Raw genomic sequence first — 20,234 nt, 5'->3', positions numbered from 1 at the left:
CTTGCGCGCAGAGGTTCTAAAATACCCCAGGCAGGCCGGCCGCGCCGGCATCCGCCACTCGGGTAATGACCATGGGACTCAGCGACGCTCCGCTGCTATTCAATTTCGAACACGATTCGTCGGAAAACCTGACGTACATTCCGATGATCGTGCGTTTCAATCTCGACCGCTTCGGTCTGCGGATTTCACTGGAGCAGTGGCAACTGCTGCCGCTCGAGGACCGCAAGCTGCTCGCGCGCTTTCCGGCCGACGACGACACCCTGATCGAGCCCAATTTCGATCACGCGCTGTTCGAAATGCTGCGCACGCATGCCGATCTCGAACCCTCGTGGTTCCAGCCGGACGAGCAGCCGAGTTGGCGCGCGACCGACACGGTGCCGGACGCGCTCGTGCAGCAGAGCGCGCTGGCCGGGCTGCCGGCGCCCGCGCTCGCGCAGTGGCAGCGGCTCGCGCCGTTCCAGCGCTACGTGCTGATGAAGCTGTCGCGCAAGCCGAAGCTCAATCACGACTTCGTGCCGGCGATGCGGGAGTTCGGGCTGACGGCCACGCACTGACGGGCCCCGGGGAGCGCCGCATGCGGCGCCGCGGCGCGGCGCGTGCGGATCAGAGCGGCGGCAGTTGACGCGGCTTGCGGTCGGGGCCGGTCGCGACATAGGTGAGCGTCGCTTCGGTCACCTTCACGATTTCGCCCATCAGGCGCATGCGCTGCGCGTACACCTCGACGTCGACCGTCACCGACGTGTTGCCGGTGCGCGTGATGGTCGCGTAGAAGCTCAGCAGGTCGCCGACGAACACCGGCTGCTTGAACACGAACGAATTGACCGCGACCGTCGCGACGCGGCCGTTCGCCCGCTGGCTCGCGGGGATCGAGCCGGCGATGTCGACCTGCGACATGATCCAGCCGCCGAACACGTCGCCGTGGACGTTGGCGTCGTGCGGTTGCGGGACGACGCGCAGCGCGGGCTGGTTTTGCGGAAGTTCGAGGGTCGAATCGGTCATGGCGGGGGCTTTCATCCTGTAATAAATGCGCCGCCGCGCGCAGCCCAGCCGGCGAGGGCGCCGGCAGCGGCGCGAAGCGGCTTCTGCGACAATACAACGTTCGCAAATTGTACGAGAAAGCGGGCGAGTCGGCCGCCGCAGCACGCGTCCGGCAGCACCGCCGATCCTTCCCCCCATGCGCCGATATTCCGCTTCCGGCGAGCCCGCGCCGGCTCCGACCGGGCCACGCAACGACTGGCAGACCATCCGGTCGCTGCTGCCGTACCTGGCCACCTACAAATGGCGCGTCGCGCTCGCGCTTGGCTGCCTGGTCGGCGCGAAGGTCGCGAACCTCGGCGTGCCGGTCGTGATGAAGCGCATCGTCGATCACCTGTCCGCCGTGCAGCAGCTCACCGCGCTCGGCCGCGCCGAGCAGTCGGCCGGCATCGTGCTCGCGGGCGGCGTCGGCCTGCTGGTGGTCGCGTATGCGTTCGTGCGGCTGTCGACGTCGCTCTTCACCGAGCTGCGCGAGATCCTGTTCTCGAAGGTCACCGAGAGCGCGGTGCGCCAGCTCGCGCTGCAGGTGTTCCGGCATCTGCACGGGCTGTCGCTGCGCTTCCATCTCGAACGCCAGACGGGCGGCATGTCGCGCGACATCGAGCGCGGCACGCGCGGCATCCAGCAGCTGATTTCCTATTCGCTGTACAGCATCCTGCCGACGCTCGTCGAGGTCGGGCTCGTGCTCGGCTTCTTCGTGGTCAAGTACGAGGCGTACTACGCGTACGTGACGTTCGCGGCGCTCGTCACGTACATCGTGTTCACCGTGAAGGTCACCAACTGGCGCACGCACTTTCGCCGCACGATGAACGAGCTCGATTCGCGCGCGAATTCGCGGGCGATCGATTCGCTGATCAACTACGAGACGGTGAAGTACTTCGGCAACGAGGAGTGGGAGGCGCAGCGCTACGACGAGAACCTGAAGCGCTACCGCAAGGCCGCGATCCGCTCGCAGAACTCGCTGTCGGTGCTGAACTTCGGCCAGCAGGCGATCATCGGCACCGGGCTCGTGTTCATCCTGTGGCGCGCGACGCAGGGCGTGCTGGCGGGCAAGCTGACGCTCGGCGATCTCGTGCTGATCAACACGTTCATGCTGCAGTTGTACATTCCGCTGAATTTTCTCGGCGTCGTGTATCGCGAACTGAAGCAGAGCCTCACCGACATGGACCGGATGTTCGGGCTGCTGTCGGCCGCGAAGGAAGTCCCGGATGCGCCCGACGCGCGGCCGCTCGCGGTGGCCGGCGCACAGGTGCGCTTCGAGCACGTGAACTTCTCGTACGAAGCGTCGCGGCAGATCCTGCACGACGTGACGTTTACGATCGACGCGGGCACGACGACGGCGGTGGTCGGTCACAGCGGTTCCGGCAAGTCGACACTGTCGCGCCTGCTGTTCCGCTTCTACGATCTCGACCGGCAGGCGGGCGGCGCGATCCGGATCGACGGCCAGGACATCCGCGACGTCACGCAGGACTCGCTGCGCGCGTCGATCGGGATCGTGCCGCAGGACACCGTGCTGTTCAACGATTCGATCTACTACAACATCGCGTACGGCCGGCCGACCGCGAGCCGCGACGAAGTGATCGCGGCCGCGCGCGCCGCGCACATCCACGACTTCATCGAGAGCTTGCCGAAGGGCTATGACACGCCGGTCGGCGAGCGCGGGCTGAAGCTGTCGGGCGGCGAGAAGCAGCGCGTCGCGATCGCGCGCACGCTGCTGAAGGATCCGCCGGTGCTGTTGTTCGACGAGGCGACGTCGGCGCTCGATTCACGCTCGGAGCGCGCGATCCAGCACGAGCTCGAGCAGATCGCGCGACACCGCACGACGCTCGTGATCGCGCACCGGCTGTCGACGGTCGTGCATGCGCAGCAGATTCTCGTGATGGACCACGGGCGGATCGTCGAGCGCGGCACCCACGACGAGCTCGTGCGCGCGGACGGACTGTATGCGCAGATGTGGGCGCTGCAGCAACAGCGCGCGGCGGCGGGCGGAGAGGCGGCCGAGGCCGCGTGAGCGTGACTGCCCGCGCGGCGCGAGCGGGTGGTTTGCCGGCGCTCCGGTATCGGGCGGCGTTGCGCGGTCACCGCCGGATGGCCCGGCGGTCGGCCGCGAAACGATCAGCCCGCGGCGCGCAGCCGCGCGTCGAGTTCGCCGAGCTGCGCGGGCGTGCCGACGTTGTCCCAGATACCTTCATACAATTCGCCGGTCGCGCGGCCGGCCTCGATGGTCGCCCTGAAGTAGGGCGACAGCGCCCGGTGCGCGCCGGGCACGATGTCGCGGAACATCCGCGTGTCGTACACGCCGATGCTGCCGAACGTGACGCGTGGGGCGCCGGCGAGCGCGAGCCGGCCGTCGTCGCGGAGCACGAAATCGCCGGCCGGATGGAACGGCGGGTTCGGCACCATCACGAGATGCATCGCGGGCGTGTCGAGCGCGGCCATTTGAGCCGCGCGGGCGGCGAGCGTCCGGTAGTCGAACGCGCAGTACACGTCGCCCGCGACCGCCGCGAACACCGTGGGCCGGCCGTCGCGCTCGAGCAGCGGCAGCGCCTGCGCGATGCCGCCGGCGGTTTCCAGCGCTTCGCCTTCGGCCGAATACGCGAGCCGCACGCCCCAGCGGGAGCCGTCGCCGAGCGTCGCCTCGAACTGTTCGCCGAGCCACGCGTGGTTGATCACGATCGTCTCGATGCCCGCGCGGGCGAGTGCTTCGATCTGCCAGACGATCAGCGGCTTGCCGCCGGCTTCGAGCAGCGGCTTCGGGCGGGCGTCGGTCAGTGGGCGCATCCGGTCGCCGCGCCCGGCGGCGAAGATCATCGCCGTGGTGAGGGTAGTGCTCATGTTGTTCGGCTGAATGAGAGAGCGGTCAGAACGTATAGCCGACGTCGGCCGCGCCCTTGCCCTCGAACTCGTCGAGCAGCTTCGCGAACGGCACGAGCGGGCGGTAGCGCAGCGCGACCTTGCGCGCATAGGCGACGAAGCGCGGCAGGTCGTTCAGGTAGTGCGGCTTGCCGTCGCGGTAGTTGATGCGCGCGAACAGGCCGAGGATCTTGATGTGGCGCTGCAGCCCCATCCATTCGAGCTGACGGTAGAACTCGCCGAAGTCCGGATCGACCGGCAGACCGGCCTTCTTCGCCCGTTCCCAGTAGTACGCGAAGCAGTCGAGCTCGAACTCCTCGTCCCAGCTGATGAACGCGTCGCGCAGCAGCGACACGACGTCGTACGTCAGCGGCCCGTACACGGCGTCCTGGAAGTCGAGCACGCCCGGGTTCGGCTCGCAGACCATCAGGTTGCGCGGCATGAAATCGCGCAGCATGAAGCCCTGCGGCTGCGCATGGGCGCTCGCGACCAGCAGCGCGAAGGTGCGATCGAGCGTGCCGCGCATCGCGTCGGTGACGGGCCTGCCGAGGTGCCGGCCGACGAACCATTCGGGCAGCAGCTCCATCTCGCGGCGCAGGAACGCCTCGTCGAACGGCGGCAGCACGTCCGGCCGCGACGTCAGCTGGAAGCGGATCAGCGCATCGAGCGCGTCGCGCATCAGCGGGCGTGCCGCGACCGGATCGGCCGGATCGAGCACCGCGATGTACGACGTGCCGCCGAGGTCGGTCACGAGCATGAAGCCCGCGTCGAAATCGTGGGCCAGCACGTCCGGCACGTGGTCGCCGGCCGCGGCGAGCAGCTGCGCGACCTGGACGAATTCACGGCACTTCTCGGGCGGCGGCGCGTCGACCGCGATCAGCGAGCCGCCGGGGCGCGTGGCCGACGCGACACGGAAATAACGGCGGAAACTGGCGTCCGACGACGCGGGTGCGAGGGTCGACAGGTCGAGGGCGAAGCGCTCGGCGAGCGGGCGCAGCCACGCGGTCAGTGCTTCGAGGCGGGCGTCGGGCTGGGATGCGGCGGATGGGGGCGTCATGAAACTCGGCGGAGGGGGGAACGTCTTGCCATATAATACCCCACGACTTTTTTGACGCGCCCCGCGTCAGCTTGCGCCGCGCAGGCCCGCCGCCTGTCGCGCCGTCCGCCCGATCGCCTCCCCGGTTTGCGCTCAGCCGCAGTCGCGGTGCGACGGCGTGGCCCGCCGCGCGCGAATGAATGTGCCGCAGGTGCGGTTGACAAGGGGCGATTCGCCAAACGATAGATGCCGCCCAAACCGCTATTCCCGAATGTTTTCCCCGGTGACGGGGCGCCGCGCAAACGGCGGCTCGCGCTCGCGCTCCTGGCCGTGCCGGGCCTCGTGCCGGCCGTGTCGTACGCGCAGCTGTCGGGCGCGGCCGCGCAGCCGCAGCCGCTCGACTCGCCGTGGGATCTGCGTCTCGCCCCGCAGCTCGAGGATCATCCGCTGAAGGACGGCGCGAAGCCGGCCGCCTTCGTGATTGCCGACCATACGAGCGGCACGGCCGAGCAGGACCTGGCCGCGAAGGGCTCGGCCGAGCTGCGCCGCGGCGACGCCGTCGTGAAGGCCGACGCGCTCCACTACGATCAGGATACCGACATGGCCGATGCGTACGGCCAGGTCCGGGTGATCAACGGCGGCACGTCGTTCGCGGGCCCCGAAGCGCATCTGAAGGTCGAGGCGAACCAGGGCGTCATGACGGCGCCGAAGTATCACTTCAACGTGACGGGCGGGTCCGGCAGCGCGGAGCGCGTCGACCTGCTCGACAGCGAGCGCTCGGTGTTCGTCAATGGCACCTACACCGCGTGCCAGTGCTCGACGAACCCCGCGTGGTACATCAAGGGCAGCCGCTTCGACTTCGATACGGGTGCCGACGAAGGCACCGTGCGCAACGGCGTGCTGTTCTTCCAGGGCGTGCCGATCTTCGCGAGCCCGTGGTTGACGTTCCCGCTGTCGGGCGAGCGGCGCAGCGGCCTGCTGCCGCCGACGTTCTCGATGAACTCGAACAACGGGTTCGAGCTGACGCTGCCGTACTACTTCAACATCGCGCCGAACCGCGACCTGACGATCACGCCGCGCATCATCTCGCGGCGCGGCGTGCAGACCGAAGCGACGTTCCGCTACCTGTCGCCGACGTATTCGGGCACGCTGACGGCCAATTACCTGCCGGATGACCGGCTCGCGCACCGCAACCGCTACGCGATCTACTGGCAGCACCAGCAGAACTTCGGCGGCGGTTTCGGCGGCTACGTCTACTTCAACAAGGTCTCGGACAACACGTATCCGGAAGATCTCGGGTCGACGAACGAGTTCATCAACGGGACGCAGACGCTGTACCAGCAGGAAGCCGGGCTCACGTACAACAACGGCCCGTGGTCGGTGCTCGCGCGCTACCAGCACTGGCAGACGCTGCCGCCGTCGATCGCGCCGTACAGTCGCGAGCCGCAGTTGAACGTGAAGTACACGAAGTACAATGTCGGCGGCTTCGACTTCGGCGCGGAAGCCGACTATTCGCGGTTCCGCATCACGACCGCCGATGCGACCGAAGGCGACCGGATCGTCTTCAACCCGTACATCGCGTACGGCGTGTACGGCCCCGGCTACTTCGTCGTGCCGAAGGTCCAGTACCACTTCGCGTCGTACGACCTGAACCACCTGTCGTCGAGCACGCCGAACAGCCCGAAGCGCTTCACCGAGTCGATCCCGACCGTGAGCTTCGACACGGGCCTGATCTTCGACCGCTCGGTGCGCCTGTTCGGCCAGGACTTCATCCAGACCCTCGAGCCGCGCCTGTACTACGTGTACACGCCGTATCGCGACCAGTCGAACGCGCCGCTGTTCGACACCGCGGAATCGGACTTCGGCCTCGCGGAGATCTACCAGCCGAACACGTTCGTCGGCAACGACCGGATCGCGGACGCGAACCGGATCACGGCCGGCCTCACGTCGCGCTTCATCGATCCGCGCACCGGCGACGAACGCGCGCGCTTCGTGATCGCGCAGCAGTACTACTTCGCCGATCAGCGCGTGACGCTGAACTCGGGGCAGTCCGCCGTGCAGGCGCGCCACTCGGACCTGATCGTCGGGGCCGCGCTGAAGCTCGGCTCCGGCTTCATGTCGGAAACGGCGTTCCAGTACAACCAGAACAACAACCAGCTCGTGAAGTCGAGCATCGGTTTCGGTTACAGCCCGGGCGAGCGCCGCGTGGTCAACGTCGGCTACCGCTATACGCGGGCGAACACGACGCTCGACAACCAGCCGATCAACCAGTTCCTGGTGTCCGCGCAATGGCCGCTCACGCGTCGCCTGTACGCGGTCGGCCGCTTCAACTACGACCTGGCCGCCAACCGGGTCGTCGACGGTCTGCTCGGCTTACAATACGACGCGGATTGCTGGGCGCTCGGCGTCGGTGCCCAGCGGTTCGCGAACGGCGTGAACTCGTCGGGGCAGCAGAACTCGTCGACGCGATTCATGATGCAGCTGACGTTGAAGGGGCTGTCGAGCATCGACAACGGTCTGGTGGCGGCATTCCGCGCCGGGGTGCCGGGCTATACGCCGCTGCCGTCCGCGCCGCCGCCGATGTCCCGCTTCAGTAACTACGAGTAACGCCGGCTTGTCTGCACCGGTCAGCACGATTTCAATGGAGTATCAGTGGCAATGAAGAAAACCCTTCGTTTCGCGGCAGTCGTGTCCAGCCTCGCCGCGTCCGCCGCGCTGCTCGCCGCCGCGCCGGCCGCGGCGCAGGCGCTTGGTTCGCGAGGCGCGCAGCTCGCCGACGAAGTCGTCGCGGTCGTCAACAACGACGTGATCACGGGTCGCGAACTCGACCAGCGCGTCGGCCTGATCGCGCGCCGGCTGCAGCAGCAGAACGCACCCGTGCCGCCGGCCGACCAGTTGCGTGCGCAGGTGCTGAATCAGATGGTCCTCGAACGCATCCAGGTGCAGAAGGCCAAGGACGACGGGATCCGTATCGACGATGCGACCGTGCAGTCCACGCTGCAGCGCCTCGCGCAGGCGAACGGGATGACGCTCGAACAGTATCGCGCGCGTCTCGAGGCGCAAGGCGTGCCCTGGAGCGTGTTCACGAGCGACGCCCGCACCGAGTTGATGCTGTCGAAGCTGCGCGAGCGCGAGGTCGACGGCAAGATCACCGTGTCGGACGCCGAGGTCGTGAACTACATCGCGAGCCAGCGCGGGCCGAGCGCGTCGCAGCAGCAGGACCTGCGCTTCCAGCACATCTTCATCAAGGCGCCGACCAACGCGCCGCAGAACGAGATCGAAGTCGCACAGAAGAAGGCCGAAGCGCTGCTGCAGCAGGCCACGTCGGGCGCCGATTTCGAGAAGCTCGCGAAGAACAATTCGGAAGCGAACGACGCGAAGAAGGGCGGCGACCTCGGCTTCAAGGCGCCGGGTGCGCTGCCGCCCGAAGTCGTTGACGCCGCATCGAAGCTGCGCCCGGGCCAGGTCAACCCGACGCTGATCCGCGTGCCGGACGGCTTCGAGATCGTGCGTCTCGTCGACCGCCGCCAAAGCCAGGGCGCGAGCGCCGCGGCACCGAAGATCGTCCAGACGCACGTGCGCCACATCCTGTTGCGCGTCGGCGAGGGCAAGTCGGAAGGCCAGGCCCGTCAGCAGCTGCAGGACATTCGCCGGCAGGTCGAGGCCGGCGGCGATTTCGCGAAGTTCGCGCGCACCTACTCGCAGGACGGTTCGGCGTCGCAGGGCGGCGATCTCGGCTGGATCAGCCCGGGCGAGACCGTGCCGGAATTCGAGCGCGCGATGAACAACCTGCAGGACGGCCAGATCAGCCAGCCGGTGCGTAGCGAGTACGGTTATCACCTGATCCAGGTGATCGATCGCCGCGAGGCGGAAGGCTCGGTGCAGCAGCAGATGGATATCGCACGCCAGGCGATCGGCCAGCGCAAGGCCGAGCAGGCGTATGCCGACTGGCTGCGCGAGCTGCGCGATTCGTCCTACGTGCAGTACAAGATCGGCGGCGTCGGCCCGGCGAACTGAGCGAGCTTCACATGACGGCATCCGCGCTGCAGATCGCGATCACGACCGGCGAACCCGCGGGTGTCGGCCCGGAGCTGACCGTGCAGGCGTTGCAGGATGCCGCCCGGCGCTGGCCCGGCGCGCATTTCACCGTGCTAGGAGACGCCGCGCTGCTCGACGCGCGCGCGGCGGCCGTCGGGGCCGACCGGGCGCTGCTCGGCGGCGGCGGGCCGGTGTCGGTCGAGCATCATCCGCTCGCCGCGCCCGCGCAGGCGGGCAAGCTCGACGCGGCCAACGGCCGCTACGTGCTCGGACTGCTCGATGCCGCGATCGACGGCGCGCTGGCGGGTCGGTTCGACGCGATCGTCACCGCACCGCTGCAGAAGAGCACGATCAACGATGCCGGCGTGCCGTTTACCGGCCATACCGAATACCTGGCGGAGCGCACGCACACGCCGCGCGTCGTGATGATGCTGGCGGGCACGGGCGAGCGGCCGCTGCGCGTCGCGCTCGCGACCACGCACCTGCCGCTGAAGGACGTGTCGGCCGCGCTGACGATCGACGGGCTCGTCGAGACGCTGGCGATCGTCGATCGCGACCTGCGGCGCGACTTCGGTCTCGCGGCGCCGCGCATCCTCGTGACGGGGCTCAACCCGCACGCGGGCGAGAACGGCTATCTCGGGCGTGAGGAGATCGACGTGATCTCTCCGGCGCTCGCACGCGCGCAAGGGCAGGGCATCGACGCGCGCGGCCCGTATCCGGCCGACACGCTGTTCCAGCCGCGCCATCTCGAGGGCGCCGATTGCGTGCTCGCGATGTTCCACGATCAGGGCTTGCCCGTGCTGAAGTATGCGACGTTCGGCGAGGGCATCAACGTCACGCTCGGGTTGCCGATCATCCGCACGTCGGTCGATCACGGCACCGCACTGGATCTGGCCGGCACGGGCCGCGCGGATCCGGGCAGCATGGTCGCCGCCCTCGACACGGCCGTCGCGATGGCGCGCCATCGCCGCGCGTCGTGACGCACACAGGCGCAGGCCTGACCTAACTCGTCGTATTTTTCGTTTTTCTCAGTCGATGTCGAACAGCAGACAGCACCAAGGCCACTTCGCGCGCAAGCGCTTCGGGCAGAACTTCCTCGTCGATCACGGCGTGATCGACTCGATCGTCACGACGATCGGCCCCGCGCGCGGCCAGCGAATGGTCGAGATCGGCCCAGGGCTTGGCGCGCTGACCGAGCCGCTGATTGCGCGACTCGCGACGCCCGAGTCGCCGCTGCATGCGGTCGAACTCGACCGCGACCTGATCGGTCGCCTGCAGCAGCGCTTCGGCCCGCTGCTGGAGCTGCACGCGGGCGACGCGCTCGCGTTCGACTTCCGCTCGCTCGCGGCACCCGGCGACAAGCCGTCGCTGCGGATCGTCGGCAACCTGCCGTACAACATTTCCAGCCCGCTGCTGTTTCACCTGATGACGTTCGCCGATGCGGTCATCGACCAGCATTTCATGCTGCAGAACGAAGTCGTCGAACGGATGGTCGCGGAGCCGGGCACGAAGGCGTTCTCGCGGCTGTCGGTGATGCTGCAGTATCGCTACGTGATGGAGAAGATGCTCGACGTGCCGCCGGAATCGTTCCAGCCGCCGCCGAAGGTCGATTCGGCGATCGTCCGGATGATTCCGTACGAACCGCACGAGCTGCCGGAAGTCGATCCGGTGCTGCTCGGCGAAGTCGTCACGGCCGCGTTCTCGCAGCGCCGCAAGATGCTGCGCAATACGCTCGGCGACTACCGCGAGACGATCGATTTCGACGGGCTCGGCTTCGATCTCGCGCGACGCGCGGAGGATGTGAGCGTGGCCGAATATGTCGGTGTCGCGCAGGCGCTGGCGGCCGTGCGCAAGGGCGCGGAGTAACGGCAACTCTCGGGCAAGTCCGGGGCAACTCCCGGGCAACGCGCGCGCCGGCTCGAGTTTCATGAGGCTGTCCTGACGGGCAGCCTTTTTATTTTCCCGATCCGTTTTCGTTGATTTCGTCGCTTTCGTTGATGACGGACCGCGGCCGCGCCGTGTTACGCGCGCCGGCGCGGCGGCGCGTTGACGAGCGCGATCCCGGTCAGCACCAGCGCGGCGGCCGACATGAAGCGCCAGCCGACCGATTCGCCGAGCAGCAGCACGCCGAATGCGACGCCGAACAGCGGCGACAGGAACGTGAATACGGACAGCCGCGACGCGCTGTAGCGCGTCAGCAGCCAGAACCACGACAGATAGCTGACGAACGCGACGATCACCGACTGGTAAGCGAGGCTCGCGAGCGCGACCGGCGTGACCTGCGCGAACGACATCTGGCCGAGCAGCGCGGCGAGCGCCACCAGCACGACGGCCGAGACCGCGAGCTGGTAGAACAGCGTCTTGCTCGCGCTGGCCCGCGCGAGCGACGTCGAGCGCACGACGACCGTCGTCGCGGCCCACATCGCGCCGCCGAGGATCCCGAGGGCGTCGCCGGCGAGCCCGGCCAGGACCGATGCGCCGGGCGCGCGCGGCTTGAGGAAGCCGTCCGCGAACGCGAGCGCGATGCCGGCGAACGCGAGGCCGACGCCGGCCCACTGGACGCGCTGCAGCCGCTCGCCCGGCGTGAACAGGTGCAGGCCGAGCGCCGTGAAGCACGGCGCCGTGTACAGGAAGATCGCCATGTGCGATGCGCTCGTCAGCGTCAGCCCGAAGAACACGCAGATGAACTCGCCGGCGAACAGCGCGCCGGCGGCGATGCCCGCGCCGAGCGTGCCGTCCGCGCGGAACAGCGGCGTGCCGCGCGAGTGCGCCCACCCCCACAGCAGGAGCGCGGCGATCACCGAGCGCAGCCCGGCCTGGAACATCGGCGGGATCGCCGCGTTCGTACTCTTGATCGCGACCTGCTGGAAGCCCCAGATCGCGCACAGCAGCAGCATCACGCCGATGGCGCGCGTGTCGAGCGCGCGGCGCACGGGCGAGCCGGCAAGCGCGGTCATCGGCGGACCTCGCCGATGCGGCGGGGAAGGGGCACGGACATTGGCAGGGGCAGCGGCGGACGGACGGCGTGTCCGGCACGCCCGAATCGGCGGTTTCGCACGGCAGGCAGTGTGGCTGAATGGGTGGTGGTCGCGTTCCGGCGGCGGCCGGCATGCCCGCTTCTGGTGCGAAGTGGGAGGATGTTACCCGATCGGCCGGGAGGGCGGGAATCGTCGAACGGGGTGGCTTCCACCGGCGCACGGGCGTCGGGCCCATTGCGCGGATGCGCGGTATCAGTCGGCGGCAGACGGGGCGCCGGCGGCGAGATTCACGTGACTCCGGTAGAATTTCCGGCTCTGGAAAGTCCCCACAGGAGTACAACAATGCGTTTGCTGCATACGATGCTGCGAGTCGGCGATCTCGACCGCTCGATCAAGTTCTACACCGAATTGCTCGGCATGAAGCTGCTGCGTCGCGAGGATTATCCGGAAGGCAAGTTCACGCTCGCGTTCGTCGGCTATGAAGCGGAAAGCACGGGCACCGTGATCGAGCTGACCCATAACTGGGATACGCCGTCCTACGATCTCGGCAACGGCTTCGGCCACCTGGCGCTGGAAGTCGACGACGCGTACGCGGCCTGCGACAAAATCAAGGCGCAAGGCGGCAAGGTGACCCGCGAAGCGGGCCCGATGAAGCACGGCACGACCGTGATCGCATTCGTCGAGGATCCGGACGGCTACAAGATCGAGTTCATCCAGAAGAAAGCGCATTGAGCGCGGGATGAGCGGCTCGCGGCGCACGATGGGCGTCGCGGGCAACGCAAACGGGCGATGCGGAGGAATCCGCATCGCCCGTTTGCATTGTGGGTGCGACTGATCGCGTTACAGCGACGGCAGCAGTTCGGGCGGGTGATGCTTGAGCGTGTGCCGTGCTTCGCGGAATTCCGGGAAGATCGATTCGACGGTCTGCCAGAAGGCCGGGCTGTGGTTCATTTCGCGCAGGTGCGACAGCTCGTGCGCGACGACGTAGTCGACGATCGACATCGGGAAATGGATCAGCCGCCAGTTCAGCCGGATCTTGCCGTCGCTCGAGCAGCTGCCCCAGCGCGTCGCGGCCGACGATAGCGCGTACATCGAATACGTGACGCCGAGCTTTTCCGCGTAGACCACCAGACGTTCGCCGAAGATCCGCTTCGCTTCGCCCTGCAGCCAGCCCTGCACGCGATCCTTGATCTGCTGCATGTCCGCCTGCACGGGCAGCGGCAGCGACAGCCGCAGCGCGTCGGCGTCGAATGCGACGGCGCCCGCGCCGAGCGCGATCGTGATCGTCTTGCCGAGATACGGGAGTTGCGCGCCGTCGCGCCAGTCGATTTGCGGCAGCGCGCGCTGCTCGGTGCGGGTCTTCCACTCCGCGAGCTTCGCGAAGATCCAGCGCTGCTTCTCGGCGATCGCCGCTTCGATGTCGGCGAGCGTGACCCAGCGCGGCGCGGTGATCGACAGGCCGCTGCCGTCGATCGTGAAGCCGATCGTGCGGCGCGCGGAGCGCTTGAGCCGGTATTCGAGCACGCGGCTGTCGAGTGCGAACGTACGGATGCGGGAGCGATCGCGCGGAGGGCCTGGATCGAGCGGCGCGGTGGGCACCGCGGGCGCCGCAGCCGCTTCAGGTGGCGTGGGCGGCGCGGCGGGCGCCGACGCTGCCGGCGCGGCTGCTGCCGGCCCGTCGAAGAGCGGCAGGTCCATCTGGCGATGATCGAGGGCCACGACGGCAGGCCGTGGCCGCGGACGCTTTTTCATCAGTTCGCTTCGTTTCGTCGTTCGCAACGGCTGCAATCCGGGTGATTCAGACGCGCGCGGCATCGCGCGTGCCGGCATTGCCGGGCTGGCGATATGCATCGGGATCGATGCGGCGCATTTCCGCTTCGATCCACGCTTCGACCTGCGAGTTCAATACGTCGGGCGTCTTGCCCTCGACGGGAATCGGCTTGCCGATCGACACGGTGACGACGCCCGGGAATTTCGTGAACGAATTGCGCGGCCACACACGACCTGCATTGTGCGCGATCGGCACGACCGGCGTATTGGTTTCGATCGCGAAGCGCGCGCCGCCCGTCTTGTACTTGCCCTGCTTGCCGACCTGCGTGCGCGTGCCTTCCGGGAACATGATCATCCAGGCACCTTCCGACAGGCGCTTCTTGCCCTGGCGGATCACCGACGTGAACGCGTTCTTGCCTGCCTTGCGGTCGATGTTGACCATGTGCAGCAGCCCGAGCGCCCAGCCGAAGAACGGCACGTAGAGCAGTTCGCGCTTGAACACGTAGCAGAGCGGCTTAGGCATCAGCGCCGGAAACGCGAGCGTCTCCCACGCCGACTGGTGCTTCGACAGCAGGACGACCGGGCCGTCGGGCAGGTTTTCCATCCCTTCGATCCGGTAGTGGATGCCGTTCAGCCAGCGCACGACCCACAGCGTCGACTTGCACCAGCCGGCCGCCATCCAGTAGCGCGCGTCGGGACGCATGAACGGGAACGCGATGAAGCACGCGGTGGCGTACGGCACCGTGTACAGGATGAAGTAGATCAGCAGCAGCAGGGAGCGGACGAAGCGCATCGGCGTGGGTCTGGTTGTAAGGAGGATGCGCGCGGCGGCCGCATCACTCGTGTTCGTGTGAAAGGAAGTCGAGCGCGAACGCGCGCAGGTCGTCGTGGACCTTCGTGCCGTCCGGCAGATTGCCCGCGGCGAGCGTCTTCTTGCCCTTGCCGGTCAGCACGAGGTGCGGCCGGAAGCCGACCGCGACGCCGGCCTGCAGGTCGCGCAGCGAATCGCCGACGACCGGCGTGTGACCGGGATCGATCTCGAAGCGCTCGGCGATCATCTGCATCATGCCGGGTTTCGGCTTGCGGCACTCGCAACGATCTTCCGACACGTGCGGGCAGAAGAACACCGCGTCGATGCGCGCGCCGACCGCGGCCGCCGCGCGATGCATCTTCTGGTGCATCTCGTTGAGCGCGGCCATGTCGAACAGCCCGCGGCCGATGCCGGACTGGTTGGTCGCGACGACCACGCGATAGCCTGCGTGGTTGAGCCGTGCGATCGCCTCGAGGCTGCCGGGCAGCGCGATCCATTCGTCGGGCGTCTTGATGAACGCGTCCGAATCGACGTTGATCACGCCGTCCCGGTCGAGGACGACGAGCTTGCGGTTGGGGCTGATCGGCATCGTTCGGCCTTTATGCGGCGAGCTTCGAGATGTCGGCGACACAGTTCATCTGCTGATGCAGCGCGAACAGCAGCGCGAGACGGTTGGCGCGCAGCGCGGGGTCCTCGGCGTTGACCATCACGTCGTTGAAGAACGTATCGACCGGTGCGCGCAGCGCGGCGAGCGCCGACAGCGCGCCCGTGTACGCACGTGCCTCGAGCTGCGACTGCACGTGGGGCGTCACGGCCTCGAGCTGTTCGTGCAGCGCCTTTTCGGCGGGCTCGACGAGCAGCGTCGGCTGCACCGTGCCGTTTGCTCCGCCTTCCGACTTCTTCAGGATGTTCGAGATCCGCTTGTTCGCGGCCGCGAGCGCTTCGGCTTCCGCGAGGCGCGTGAATTCGCGCACCGCGTCGAGGCGCGCGACGAGATCGTCGACGCGCGTCGGGTTCAGGCTCAGCACCGCGTCGACTTCGCCGGCCGAGTAGCCGCGTTCGCGCAACAGGCCGCGCAGGCGGTCCATGAAGAACGCGAAGATCGCGTCGGTCGATTCGGCGACGCCCGTCACGCCTTCGAAGCGCGCATGGGCCGTGCGCAGCAGCGCCACGAGGTCGAGCGGCAGCTGCTTCTCGAGCAGCAGGCGCAGCACGCCGAGTGCGTGGCGGCGCAGTGCGAACGGATCCTTTTCGCCCGTCGGCGCGAGGCCGATGCCCCAGATGCCGACGATCGTCTCGAGCTTGTCGGCCAGCGCCACGGCGGTCGACACCGCCGTGGTCGGCAGCGCGTCGCCGGAGAAGCGCGGCTGGTAGTGCTCGGCGCACGCGAGCGCGACGTCGTCGGGCTCGCCGTCGTGACGCGCGTAGTACGTGCCCATCGTGCCCTGCAGTTCCGGGAACTCGCCGACCATGTCGGTCAGCAGGTCGGCCTTCGCGAGGCGCGCGGCGCGCTTCGCGTGCGCGGCGTCGGCGCCGATCGCGGGCGCGATCTCGCCGGCCAGCGCTTCGAGGCGCTCGACGCGCGCGAGCGCCGAACCGAGCTTGTTGTGATAGACGACGTTCGCGAGCAGCGGCACGCGGTCGGCGAGCGGCTTCTTCTTGTCCTGCTCGAAGAAGAACTTCGCGTCGGCGAGGCGCGGGCGCACGACGCGCTCGTTGCCTTCGATGATCTCGCCCGGCGTCTTCGTGTCGATGTTCGACACGATCAGGAAGCGCGAGCGCAGCTTGCCGCCGACGTCGGTCAGCGCGAAGTATTTCTGGTTCGTCTGCATCGTGAGGATCAGGCATTCCTGCGGCACCTGCAGGAATTCGTCCTCGAAGCGGCACGGATAGACGACCGGCCATTCGACCAGCGACGTCACTTCGTCGAGCAGCGCTTCGGGCATCACGACCGTGTCGCCGTTCGCGTGTTCGTTCAGCTGCGTGCGGATCGTTTCGCGGCGATCGGCGAAGTGCGCGATCACGCGGCCCTTGTCGCGCAGCGTGTCGGCATACGCGTGCGCATGCTGGATCGCGACGAGGCCGTCGGACAGGAAGCGGTGGCCGAGCGTGGTGTCGCCGGCGTCGATGCCGAACGCGGTCACGGGCACGACGCGATCGTCGTGCAGCACGGTCAGGCGGTGCACCGGGCGCACGAACTTCACGTCGGAGCCGTCCGGGCGCTGGTAGGTCATGAACTTCGGGATCGGCAGCTTCGCGAGCGTTTCGTCGAGCGCTGCCTGCAGGCCGTCGGCGAGCGTCGCGCCGGCTGCCGAGTAATTGACGAAGAACGCTTCGGCCTTGCCGTCCTGCGCGCGCTCGAGATCGGCGATCGACAGGTTCGGGTGACCGAGCGCCGCGAGCTTCTTCGCGAGCGGGGCCGTCGGCTTGCCTTCGGCGTCGAGCGCGACCGAGACGGGCAGGACCTTTTCGCGGACCTGCTTTTCAGGCGCGACGGCGCGCACGTTCTGCACGACGACGGCGAGGCGGCGCGGCGTGGCGTAGCGTTCGAACACGAGTTCGCCTTCGACGAGGTCGCGCGCCGCGAGGCGTTGCGCGAGACCTTCGGCGAATGCGTCGCCGAGGCGCGCGAGGGCCTTCGGCGGCAGCTCTTCGGTCAGCAGTTCGACGAGCAGGGGGGCGGGATGGTTATGCGTCATGTCTGGAATAAATCTCGTCTCGTCAGTCCTGATCGATCTTGCGTTCGACCTTGAGCGGCGGCGCCCATGCCGGTTGCGCGGCGTCCTGGGCGTCGGTGGTGAGGCCCGGCACGCCCGGCGGGTTGCCGAGCATCGGGAAGCCGAGCTTCTCGCGCGAGTCGTAGTAAGCCTGCGCGACGAGACGCGACAGCGCGCGGATGCGGCCGATGTAGGCCGCGCGTTCGGTGACCGAGATCGCGCCGCGCGCATCGAGCAGGTTGAACGTGTGGCCGGCCTTCAGCACGAGTTCGTACGCGGGCAGCGCGAGCTGCGCGTCGATCATCTTCTTCGCTTCCGCTTCGTAGCTGTTGAAGAACGTGAACAGCAGGTCGACGTTCGCGTGCTCGAAGTTGTAGGTCGACTGCTCGACCTCGTTCTGGTGGTAGACGTCGCCGTATGACAGGCGGCGCAGCTCGGGGCCGTTCGGGCCATGCTCTTCCCACTCGGTCCAGACCAGGTCGTACACGTTCTCGACCTTCTGCAGGTACATCGCGAGGCGCTCGAGGCCATACGTGATTTCGCCGAGCACCGGCTTGCATTCGAGGCCGCCGACTTCCTGGAAATACGTGAACTGCGTGACTTCCATCCCGTTCAGCCACACTTCCCAGCCGAGGCCCCACGCGCCGAGCGTCGGGTTCTCCCAGTCGTCCTCGACGAAGCGCACGTCGTTCTGCTTCAGGTCGAAGCCGAGCGCTTCCAGCGAGCCGAGGTACAGGTCGAGGATGTTTTCCGGCGCCGGCTTGAGCACGACCTGGTACTGGTAGTAATGCTGCAGGCGGTTCGGGTTCTCGCCGTAGCGACCGTCCTTCGGGCGGCGCGACGGCTGCACGTAGGCGGCGCGCCACGGCTCGGGGCCGATCGCGCGCAGGAACGTGTGGACGTGCGACGTACCCGCGCCGACTTCCATGTCGATGGGCTGGAGCAGAGCGCAACCCTGCTTGTCCCAGTAGGACTGCAGCGTCAGGATGATTTGCTGAAACGTAAGCATGAAGAGCCTTCGTGGCGCTGGCGCTCCGTTGCGAACGGCACTCCGGGCGGGGCCCGGAGGGTCGGCTCGCGCGGCGGCGCGGCTTGTTAGTGTGCTGAAACGTGCAATTTTACCGGATCGGCGACCGGATGCGGCCGGAACGCGGACGAAGGGGCCGTCGGCGGTGTTCCGGCGACCCGTGCGCGGCTTGTGCGCGGGGTGCCGGCGCGCGCGGCGCGCTCGCGCCTGCGGCGTCGCGATGCGCGTGTCGCGTCGGCTGCCGCACCGTTTTGCGCGGGCGTTAAGATGCGCGTATTGCGGCGCGCGCGACGCCTGCCGCGTGACCGATTGCCCACTCCGGACCGCATGGACGATTCGAACGACCTCCTCATTCCGCTGATCCCGCCGCTGCTCGCACTGCTCGGGCAGGCCGCCGACGCGCACGCGCGCGGCGAGCACGATGCGCACGCGCTGTGGCTTGCCGCCGCCGGCCATCTGCACGCGGTCGACATGGCCGCGCTCGCGCAGCTCACCTCGGCGCTCGTCGCGCGACAGCGCACGGCCGACGCGCTCGCGCTGGCCGAATGCGCGGTGCGCGTGCATCCGGGTGCCGGTGCCCGTTTCAATCACGGCTACGTGCTGCAGATGCTGGGCCGTCACGCCGAGGCCGTCGCGCCGTATCGCGCCGCCTATGCGCTCGATCCGCGCTGGCCGTCGCTGCGCAACAACCTCGCGATCGCGCTGCGACTGTCGGGCGGCGACCGCAACGAGGAAATCGCGCTGCTCGACGCGGCCGTGGAGGCCGATCCGCACGACGTGCAGGCATGGATCAACCTGGTCGTCGCGCGGCTCGCGGCACAGGACCTCGACGGCGCGCTCGCGTGTGCGGCGCGGCTCGCGCAGATCGCGCCCGACAATGCGCTCGCGCTGAACAACATCGCGATGGCGATGAAGGAAGCGCAGCGCTGGGACGACGCCGAGCGCTACGCGGCGCGTGCGTGCGAGCTGGCGCCCGACGACGCGTCGTTCCGTTTCAACCTCGCGATCATTCAACTCGTGCGCGGCAACTACGCGGCTGGCTGGCGCGGCCACGAGGCGCGCTGGGACGGCGCGGGCGAGCTGCGCGGCCGTCGGCCGGCGCTGCCGGGCCCGCGCTGGCAGGGCGAGCCGCTCGCGGGCAAGACGCTGCTCGTGTGGGGCGAGCAGGGGCTCGGCGACGTGCTGCAGTTCGCGCGCTTCGTCGCGCCGCTCGCCGAGCGCGTGCACCGCGAGGGCGGCCGGCTCGTGTGGAACACGTTTCCGCAGGTGGGCACGCTGATGCAGCGCAGCCTCGGTGCGCACGCGGACGCGTTCAGCGCGGGCGGCAGCGTCGACGAACTGCCTGCCTTCGACTACGAAGTGCCGTTAATCGGGCTGCCGCTGATGCTCGGGATGGAGACGTCGACGCTCGGCGAGTCGGTGCCGTACCTGCATGCCGACCGCCACGCGCGCGACGCGTGGCGCGCGCGGCTCGCGGGCGATGGCCGGCTGAAGGTCGGGCTCGTCTGGACGGGCAGTCCGGGACACCAGCGCAACCCGTTCCGGCGCGTCGGGCTCGATCGCTACGCCGATGCGTTTCGCGGTATCGACGGCGTCACGTTCCATTCGCTGCAGCCGGGCGCGGACGCGGATGTCGCCGCGGCGCGCGCGGCGGGTTTCGCGATCGACGACCGCACGGCCGAACTGAAGAGTTTCGACGATACGGCCGCGTTCATCGGCGCGCTGGATCTGGTGATCACGGTGTGCACGTCGGTCGCGCATCTGGCGGGCGCACTGGGCGCGCGCACCTGGGTGCTGCTCGACGTGAATCCGCACTGGCCGTGGCTGCTCGAACGCACCGACAGCCCGTGGTATCCGACCGCCACGCTGTACCGGCAGCCGACGTTCGGCGCATGGGCGCCGGTGATGGAAGCGCTCGGGCGGGATCTGCGCGGCATGGCCGCGGAGGCCAAGCGGCCGGCCTGAGCGG

At 68.3% G+C, this 20,234-nt stretch carries 17 protein-coding genes; 8 read left to right on the top strand and 9 right to left on the bottom strand.

All coding sequences use genetic code 11. The features are described from left to right. Window positions 1-71 precede the first annotated feature (71 nt). Window positions 72-554, top strand: coding sequence for a nitrate reductase associated protein (locus tag ACVK00_RS11950; protein WP_284894710.1), 483 nt, complete (start codon window positions 72-74; stop codon window positions 552-554). A gap of 49 nt (window positions 555-603) precedes the next feature. On the opposite strand, the gene ACVK00_RS11945 is transcribed toward ACVK00_RS11950, so the two are convergent. Next, window positions 604-999 carry an acyl-CoA thioesterase gene (locus tag ACVK00_RS11945; RefSeq protein ID WP_105785017.1) on the bottom strand — a complete coding sequence of 132 codons (396 nt, stop codon included), beginning with the start codon at window positions 997-999 and terminating at the stop codon, window positions 604-606. A gap of 175 nt (window positions 1,000-1,174) precedes the next feature. Between ACVK00_RS11945 and ACVK00_RS11940 the strand changes: the two genes are divergently transcribed. Beyond that, window positions 1,175-3,046 carry an ABCB family ABC transporter ATP-binding protein/permease gene (locus ACVK00_RS11940; RefSeq protein WP_284894711.1) on the top strand — a complete coding sequence of 624 codons (1,872 nt, stop codon included), beginning with the start codon at window positions 1,175-1,177 and terminating at the stop codon, window positions 3,044-3,046. A 104-nt stretch (window positions 3,047-3,150) separates the two neighbouring features. On the opposite strand, the gene murU is transcribed toward ACVK00_RS11940, so the two are convergent. Together murU and ACVK00_RS11930 are read right to left on the bottom strand one after the other, a co-directional pair. After that, complete coding sequence (gene murU, locus ACVK00_RS11935; protein ID WP_284894712.1) at window positions 3,151-3,870, bottom strand: N-acetylmuramate alpha-1-phosphate uridylyltransferase MurU; 720 nt, start codon at window positions 3,868-3,870, stop codon at window positions 3,151-3,153. A 25-nt stretch (window positions 3,871-3,895) separates the two neighbouring features. Further along, complete coding sequence (locus ACVK00_RS11930) at window positions 3,896-4,945, bottom strand: aminoglycoside phosphotransferase family protein (protein ID WP_284894713.1); 1,050 nt, start codon at window positions 4,943-4,945, stop codon at window positions 3,896-3,898. A 225-nt stretch (window positions 4,946-5,170) separates the two neighbouring features. Here ACVK00_RS11930 and ACVK00_RS11925 point away from each other — a divergent pair, with 225 nt between their 5' ends. Genes ACVK00_RS11925 through rsmA form a run of 4 tightly spaced genes read left to right on the top strand, consistent with a single transcriptional unit; the run spans window position 5,171 to window position 10,828 of the window. Then, complete coding sequence (locus ACVK00_RS11925; RefSeq protein ID WP_284894714.1) at window positions 5,171-7,531, top strand: LPS-assembly protein LptD; 2,361 nt, start codon at window positions 5,171-5,173, stop codon at window positions 7,529-7,531. A gap of 51 nt (window positions 7,532-7,582) precedes the next feature. Continuing rightward, window positions 7,583-8,941 (top strand): peptidylprolyl isomerase, encoded by a 1,359-nt coding sequence (locus ACVK00_RS11920; RefSeq protein ID WP_228905648.1) that lies wholly within the window; start codon window positions 7,583-7,585, stop codon window positions 8,939-8,941. A gap of 11 nt (window positions 8,942-8,952) precedes the next feature. Further along, complete coding sequence (gene pdxA, locus ACVK00_RS11915) at window positions 8,953-9,942, top strand: 4-hydroxythreonine-4-phosphate dehydrogenase PdxA (RefSeq protein WP_284894715.1); 990 nt, start codon at window positions 8,953-8,955, stop codon at window positions 9,940-9,942. 55 nt (window positions 9,943-9,997) lie between these two features. Continuing rightward, complete coding sequence (gene rsmA / locus ACVK00_RS11910) at window positions 9,998-10,828, top strand: 16S rRNA (adenine(1518)-N(6)/adenine(1519)-N(6))-dimethyltransferase RsmA (protein WP_284894716.1); 831 nt, start codon at window positions 9,998-10,000, stop codon at window positions 10,826-10,828. A 155-nt stretch (window positions 10,829-10,983) separates the two neighbouring features. On the opposite strand, the gene ACVK00_RS11905 is transcribed toward rsmA, so the two are convergent. Next, window positions 10,984-11,919: a DMT family transporter gene (locus tag ACVK00_RS11905; protein WP_105785010.1), complete on the bottom strand. Its 936-nt coding sequence runs from the start codon at window positions 11,917-11,919 to the stop codon at window positions 10,984-10,986. Between the two features lie 363 nt (window positions 11,920-12,282). On the opposite strand from ACVK00_RS11905, the gene gloA reads away from it, so the two are divergent. Next, window positions 12,283-12,672, top strand: coding sequence for a lactoylglutathione lyase (gene gloA, locus ACVK00_RS11900; RefSeq protein ID WP_006751482.1), 390 nt, complete (start codon window positions 12,283-12,285; stop codon window positions 12,670-12,672). 108 nt (window positions 12,673-12,780) lie between these two features. Here gloA and ACVK00_RS11895 read toward each other — a convergent pair whose 3' ends face one another. Genes ACVK00_RS11895 through glyQ form a run of 5 tightly spaced genes read right to left on the bottom strand, consistent with a single transcriptional unit; the run spans window position 12,781 to window position 18,247 of the window. Continuing rightward, window positions 12,781-13,692: a M48 family metallopeptidase gene (locus tag ACVK00_RS11895; RefSeq protein WP_228905642.1), complete on the bottom strand. Its 912-nt coding sequence runs from the start codon at window positions 13,690-13,692 to the stop codon at window positions 12,781-12,783. Window positions 13,693-13,738: 46 nt separating this feature from the next. Further along, a complete protein-coding gene (locus ACVK00_RS11890; RefSeq protein ID WP_284894717.1) occupies window positions 13,739-14,503 on the bottom strand; it encodes a lysophospholipid acyltransferase family protein in 765 nt (254 codons plus the stop codon). A gap of 43 nt (window positions 14,504-14,546) precedes the next feature. After that, on the bottom strand, window positions 14,547-15,110 hold the full coding sequence (gene gmhB / locus ACVK00_RS11885) for a D-glycero-beta-D-manno-heptose 1,7-bisphosphate 7-phosphatase (protein WP_228905635.1): 564 nt from the start codon (window positions 15,108-15,110) through the stop codon (window positions 14,547-14,549). A 10-nt stretch (window positions 15,111-15,120) separates the two neighbouring features. Then, on the bottom strand, window positions 15,121-17,220 hold the full coding sequence (gene glyS, locus ACVK00_RS11880) for a glycine--tRNA ligase subunit beta (protein ID WP_456826950.1): 2,100 nt from the start codon (window positions 17,218-17,220) through the stop codon (window positions 15,121-15,123). A gap of 22 nt (window positions 17,221-17,242) precedes the next feature. Continuing rightward, a complete protein-coding gene (glyQ, locus tag ACVK00_RS11875) occupies window positions 17,243-18,247 on the bottom strand; it encodes a glycine--tRNA ligase subunit alpha (protein WP_228905629.1) in 1,005 nt (334 codons plus the stop codon). 345 nt (window positions 18,248-18,592) lie between these two features. On the opposite strand from glyQ, the gene ACVK00_RS11870 reads away from it, so the two are divergent. Then, window positions 18,593-20,230 (top strand): tetratricopeptide repeat protein, encoded by a 1,638-nt coding sequence (locus ACVK00_RS11870; protein WP_284894718.1) that lies wholly within the window; start codon window positions 18,593-18,595, stop codon window positions 20,228-20,230. The last annotated feature ends 4 nt before the right edge of the window (window positions 20,231-20,234 follow it).

It is taken from the genome of Burkholderia sp. PvR073, from assembly GCF_054055695.1.
This window is presented reverse-complemented; position numbering and strand designations above follow the sequence as displayed.

Coding starts and splice junctions, on each gene's coding strand:
- ACVK00_RS11945 (WP_105785017.1), bottom strand. CDS start 999: ATGACCGATTCGACCCTCGAACTTCCGCAAAACCAGCCCGCGCTGCGC.
- ACVK00_RS11920 (WP_228905648.1), top strand. CDS start 7,583: ATGAAGAAAACCCTTCGTTTCGCGGCAGTCGTGTCCAGCCTCGCCGCG.
- ACVK00_RS11925 (WP_284894714.1), top strand. CDS start 5,171: ATGCCGCCCAAACCGCTATTCCCGAATGTTTTCCCCGGTGACGGGGCG.
- murU (WP_284894712.1), bottom strand. CDS start 3,870: ATGAGCACTACCCTCACCACGGCGATGATCTTCGCCGCCGGGCGCGGC.
- gloA (WP_006751482.1), top strand. CDS start 12,283: ATGCGTTTGCTGCATACGATGCTGCGAGTCGGCGATCTCGACCGCTCG.
- ACVK00_RS11890 (WP_284894717.1), bottom strand. CDS start 14,503: ATGCGCTTCGTCCGCTCCCTGCTGCTGCTGATCTACTTCATCCTGTAC.
- ACVK00_RS11950 (WP_284894710.1), top strand. CDS start 72: ATGGGACTCAGCGACGCTCCGCTGCTATTCAATTTCGAACACGATTCG.
- ACVK00_RS11940 (WP_284894711.1), top strand. CDS start 1,175: ATGCGCCGATATTCCGCTTCCGGCGAGCCCGCGCCGGCTCCGACCGGG.
- rsmA (WP_284894716.1), top strand. CDS start 9,998: ATGTCGAACAGCAGACAGCACCAAGGCCACTTCGCGCGCAAGCGCTTC.
- pdxA (WP_284894715.1), top strand. CDS start 8,953: ATGACGGCATCCGCGCTGCAGATCGCGATCACGACCGGCGAACCCGCG.
- gmhB (WP_228905635.1), bottom strand. CDS start 15,110: ATGCCGATCAGCCCCAACCGCAAGCTCGTCGTCCTCGACCGGGACGGC.
- glyS (WP_456826950.1), bottom strand. CDS start 17,220: ATGACGCATAACCATCCCGCCCCCCTGCTCGTCGAACTGCTGACCGAA.
- glyQ (WP_228905629.1), bottom strand. CDS start 18,247: ATGCTTACGTTTCAGCAAATCATCCTGACGCTGCAGTCCTACTGGGAC.
- ACVK00_RS11895 (WP_228905642.1), bottom strand. CDS start 13,692: ATGAAAAAGCGTCCGCGGCCACGGCCTGCCGTCGTGGCCCTCGATCAT.
- ACVK00_RS11870 (WP_284894718.1), top strand. CDS start 18,593: ATGGACGATTCGAACGACCTCCTCATTCCGCTGATCCCGCCGCTGCTC.
- ACVK00_RS11905 (WP_105785010.1), bottom strand. CDS start 11,919: ATGACCGCGCTTGCCGGCTCGCCCGTGCGCCGCGCGCTCGACACGCGC.
- ACVK00_RS11930 (WP_284894713.1), bottom strand. CDS start 4,945: ATGACGCCCCCATCCGCCGCATCCCAGCCCGACGCCCGCCTCGAAGCA.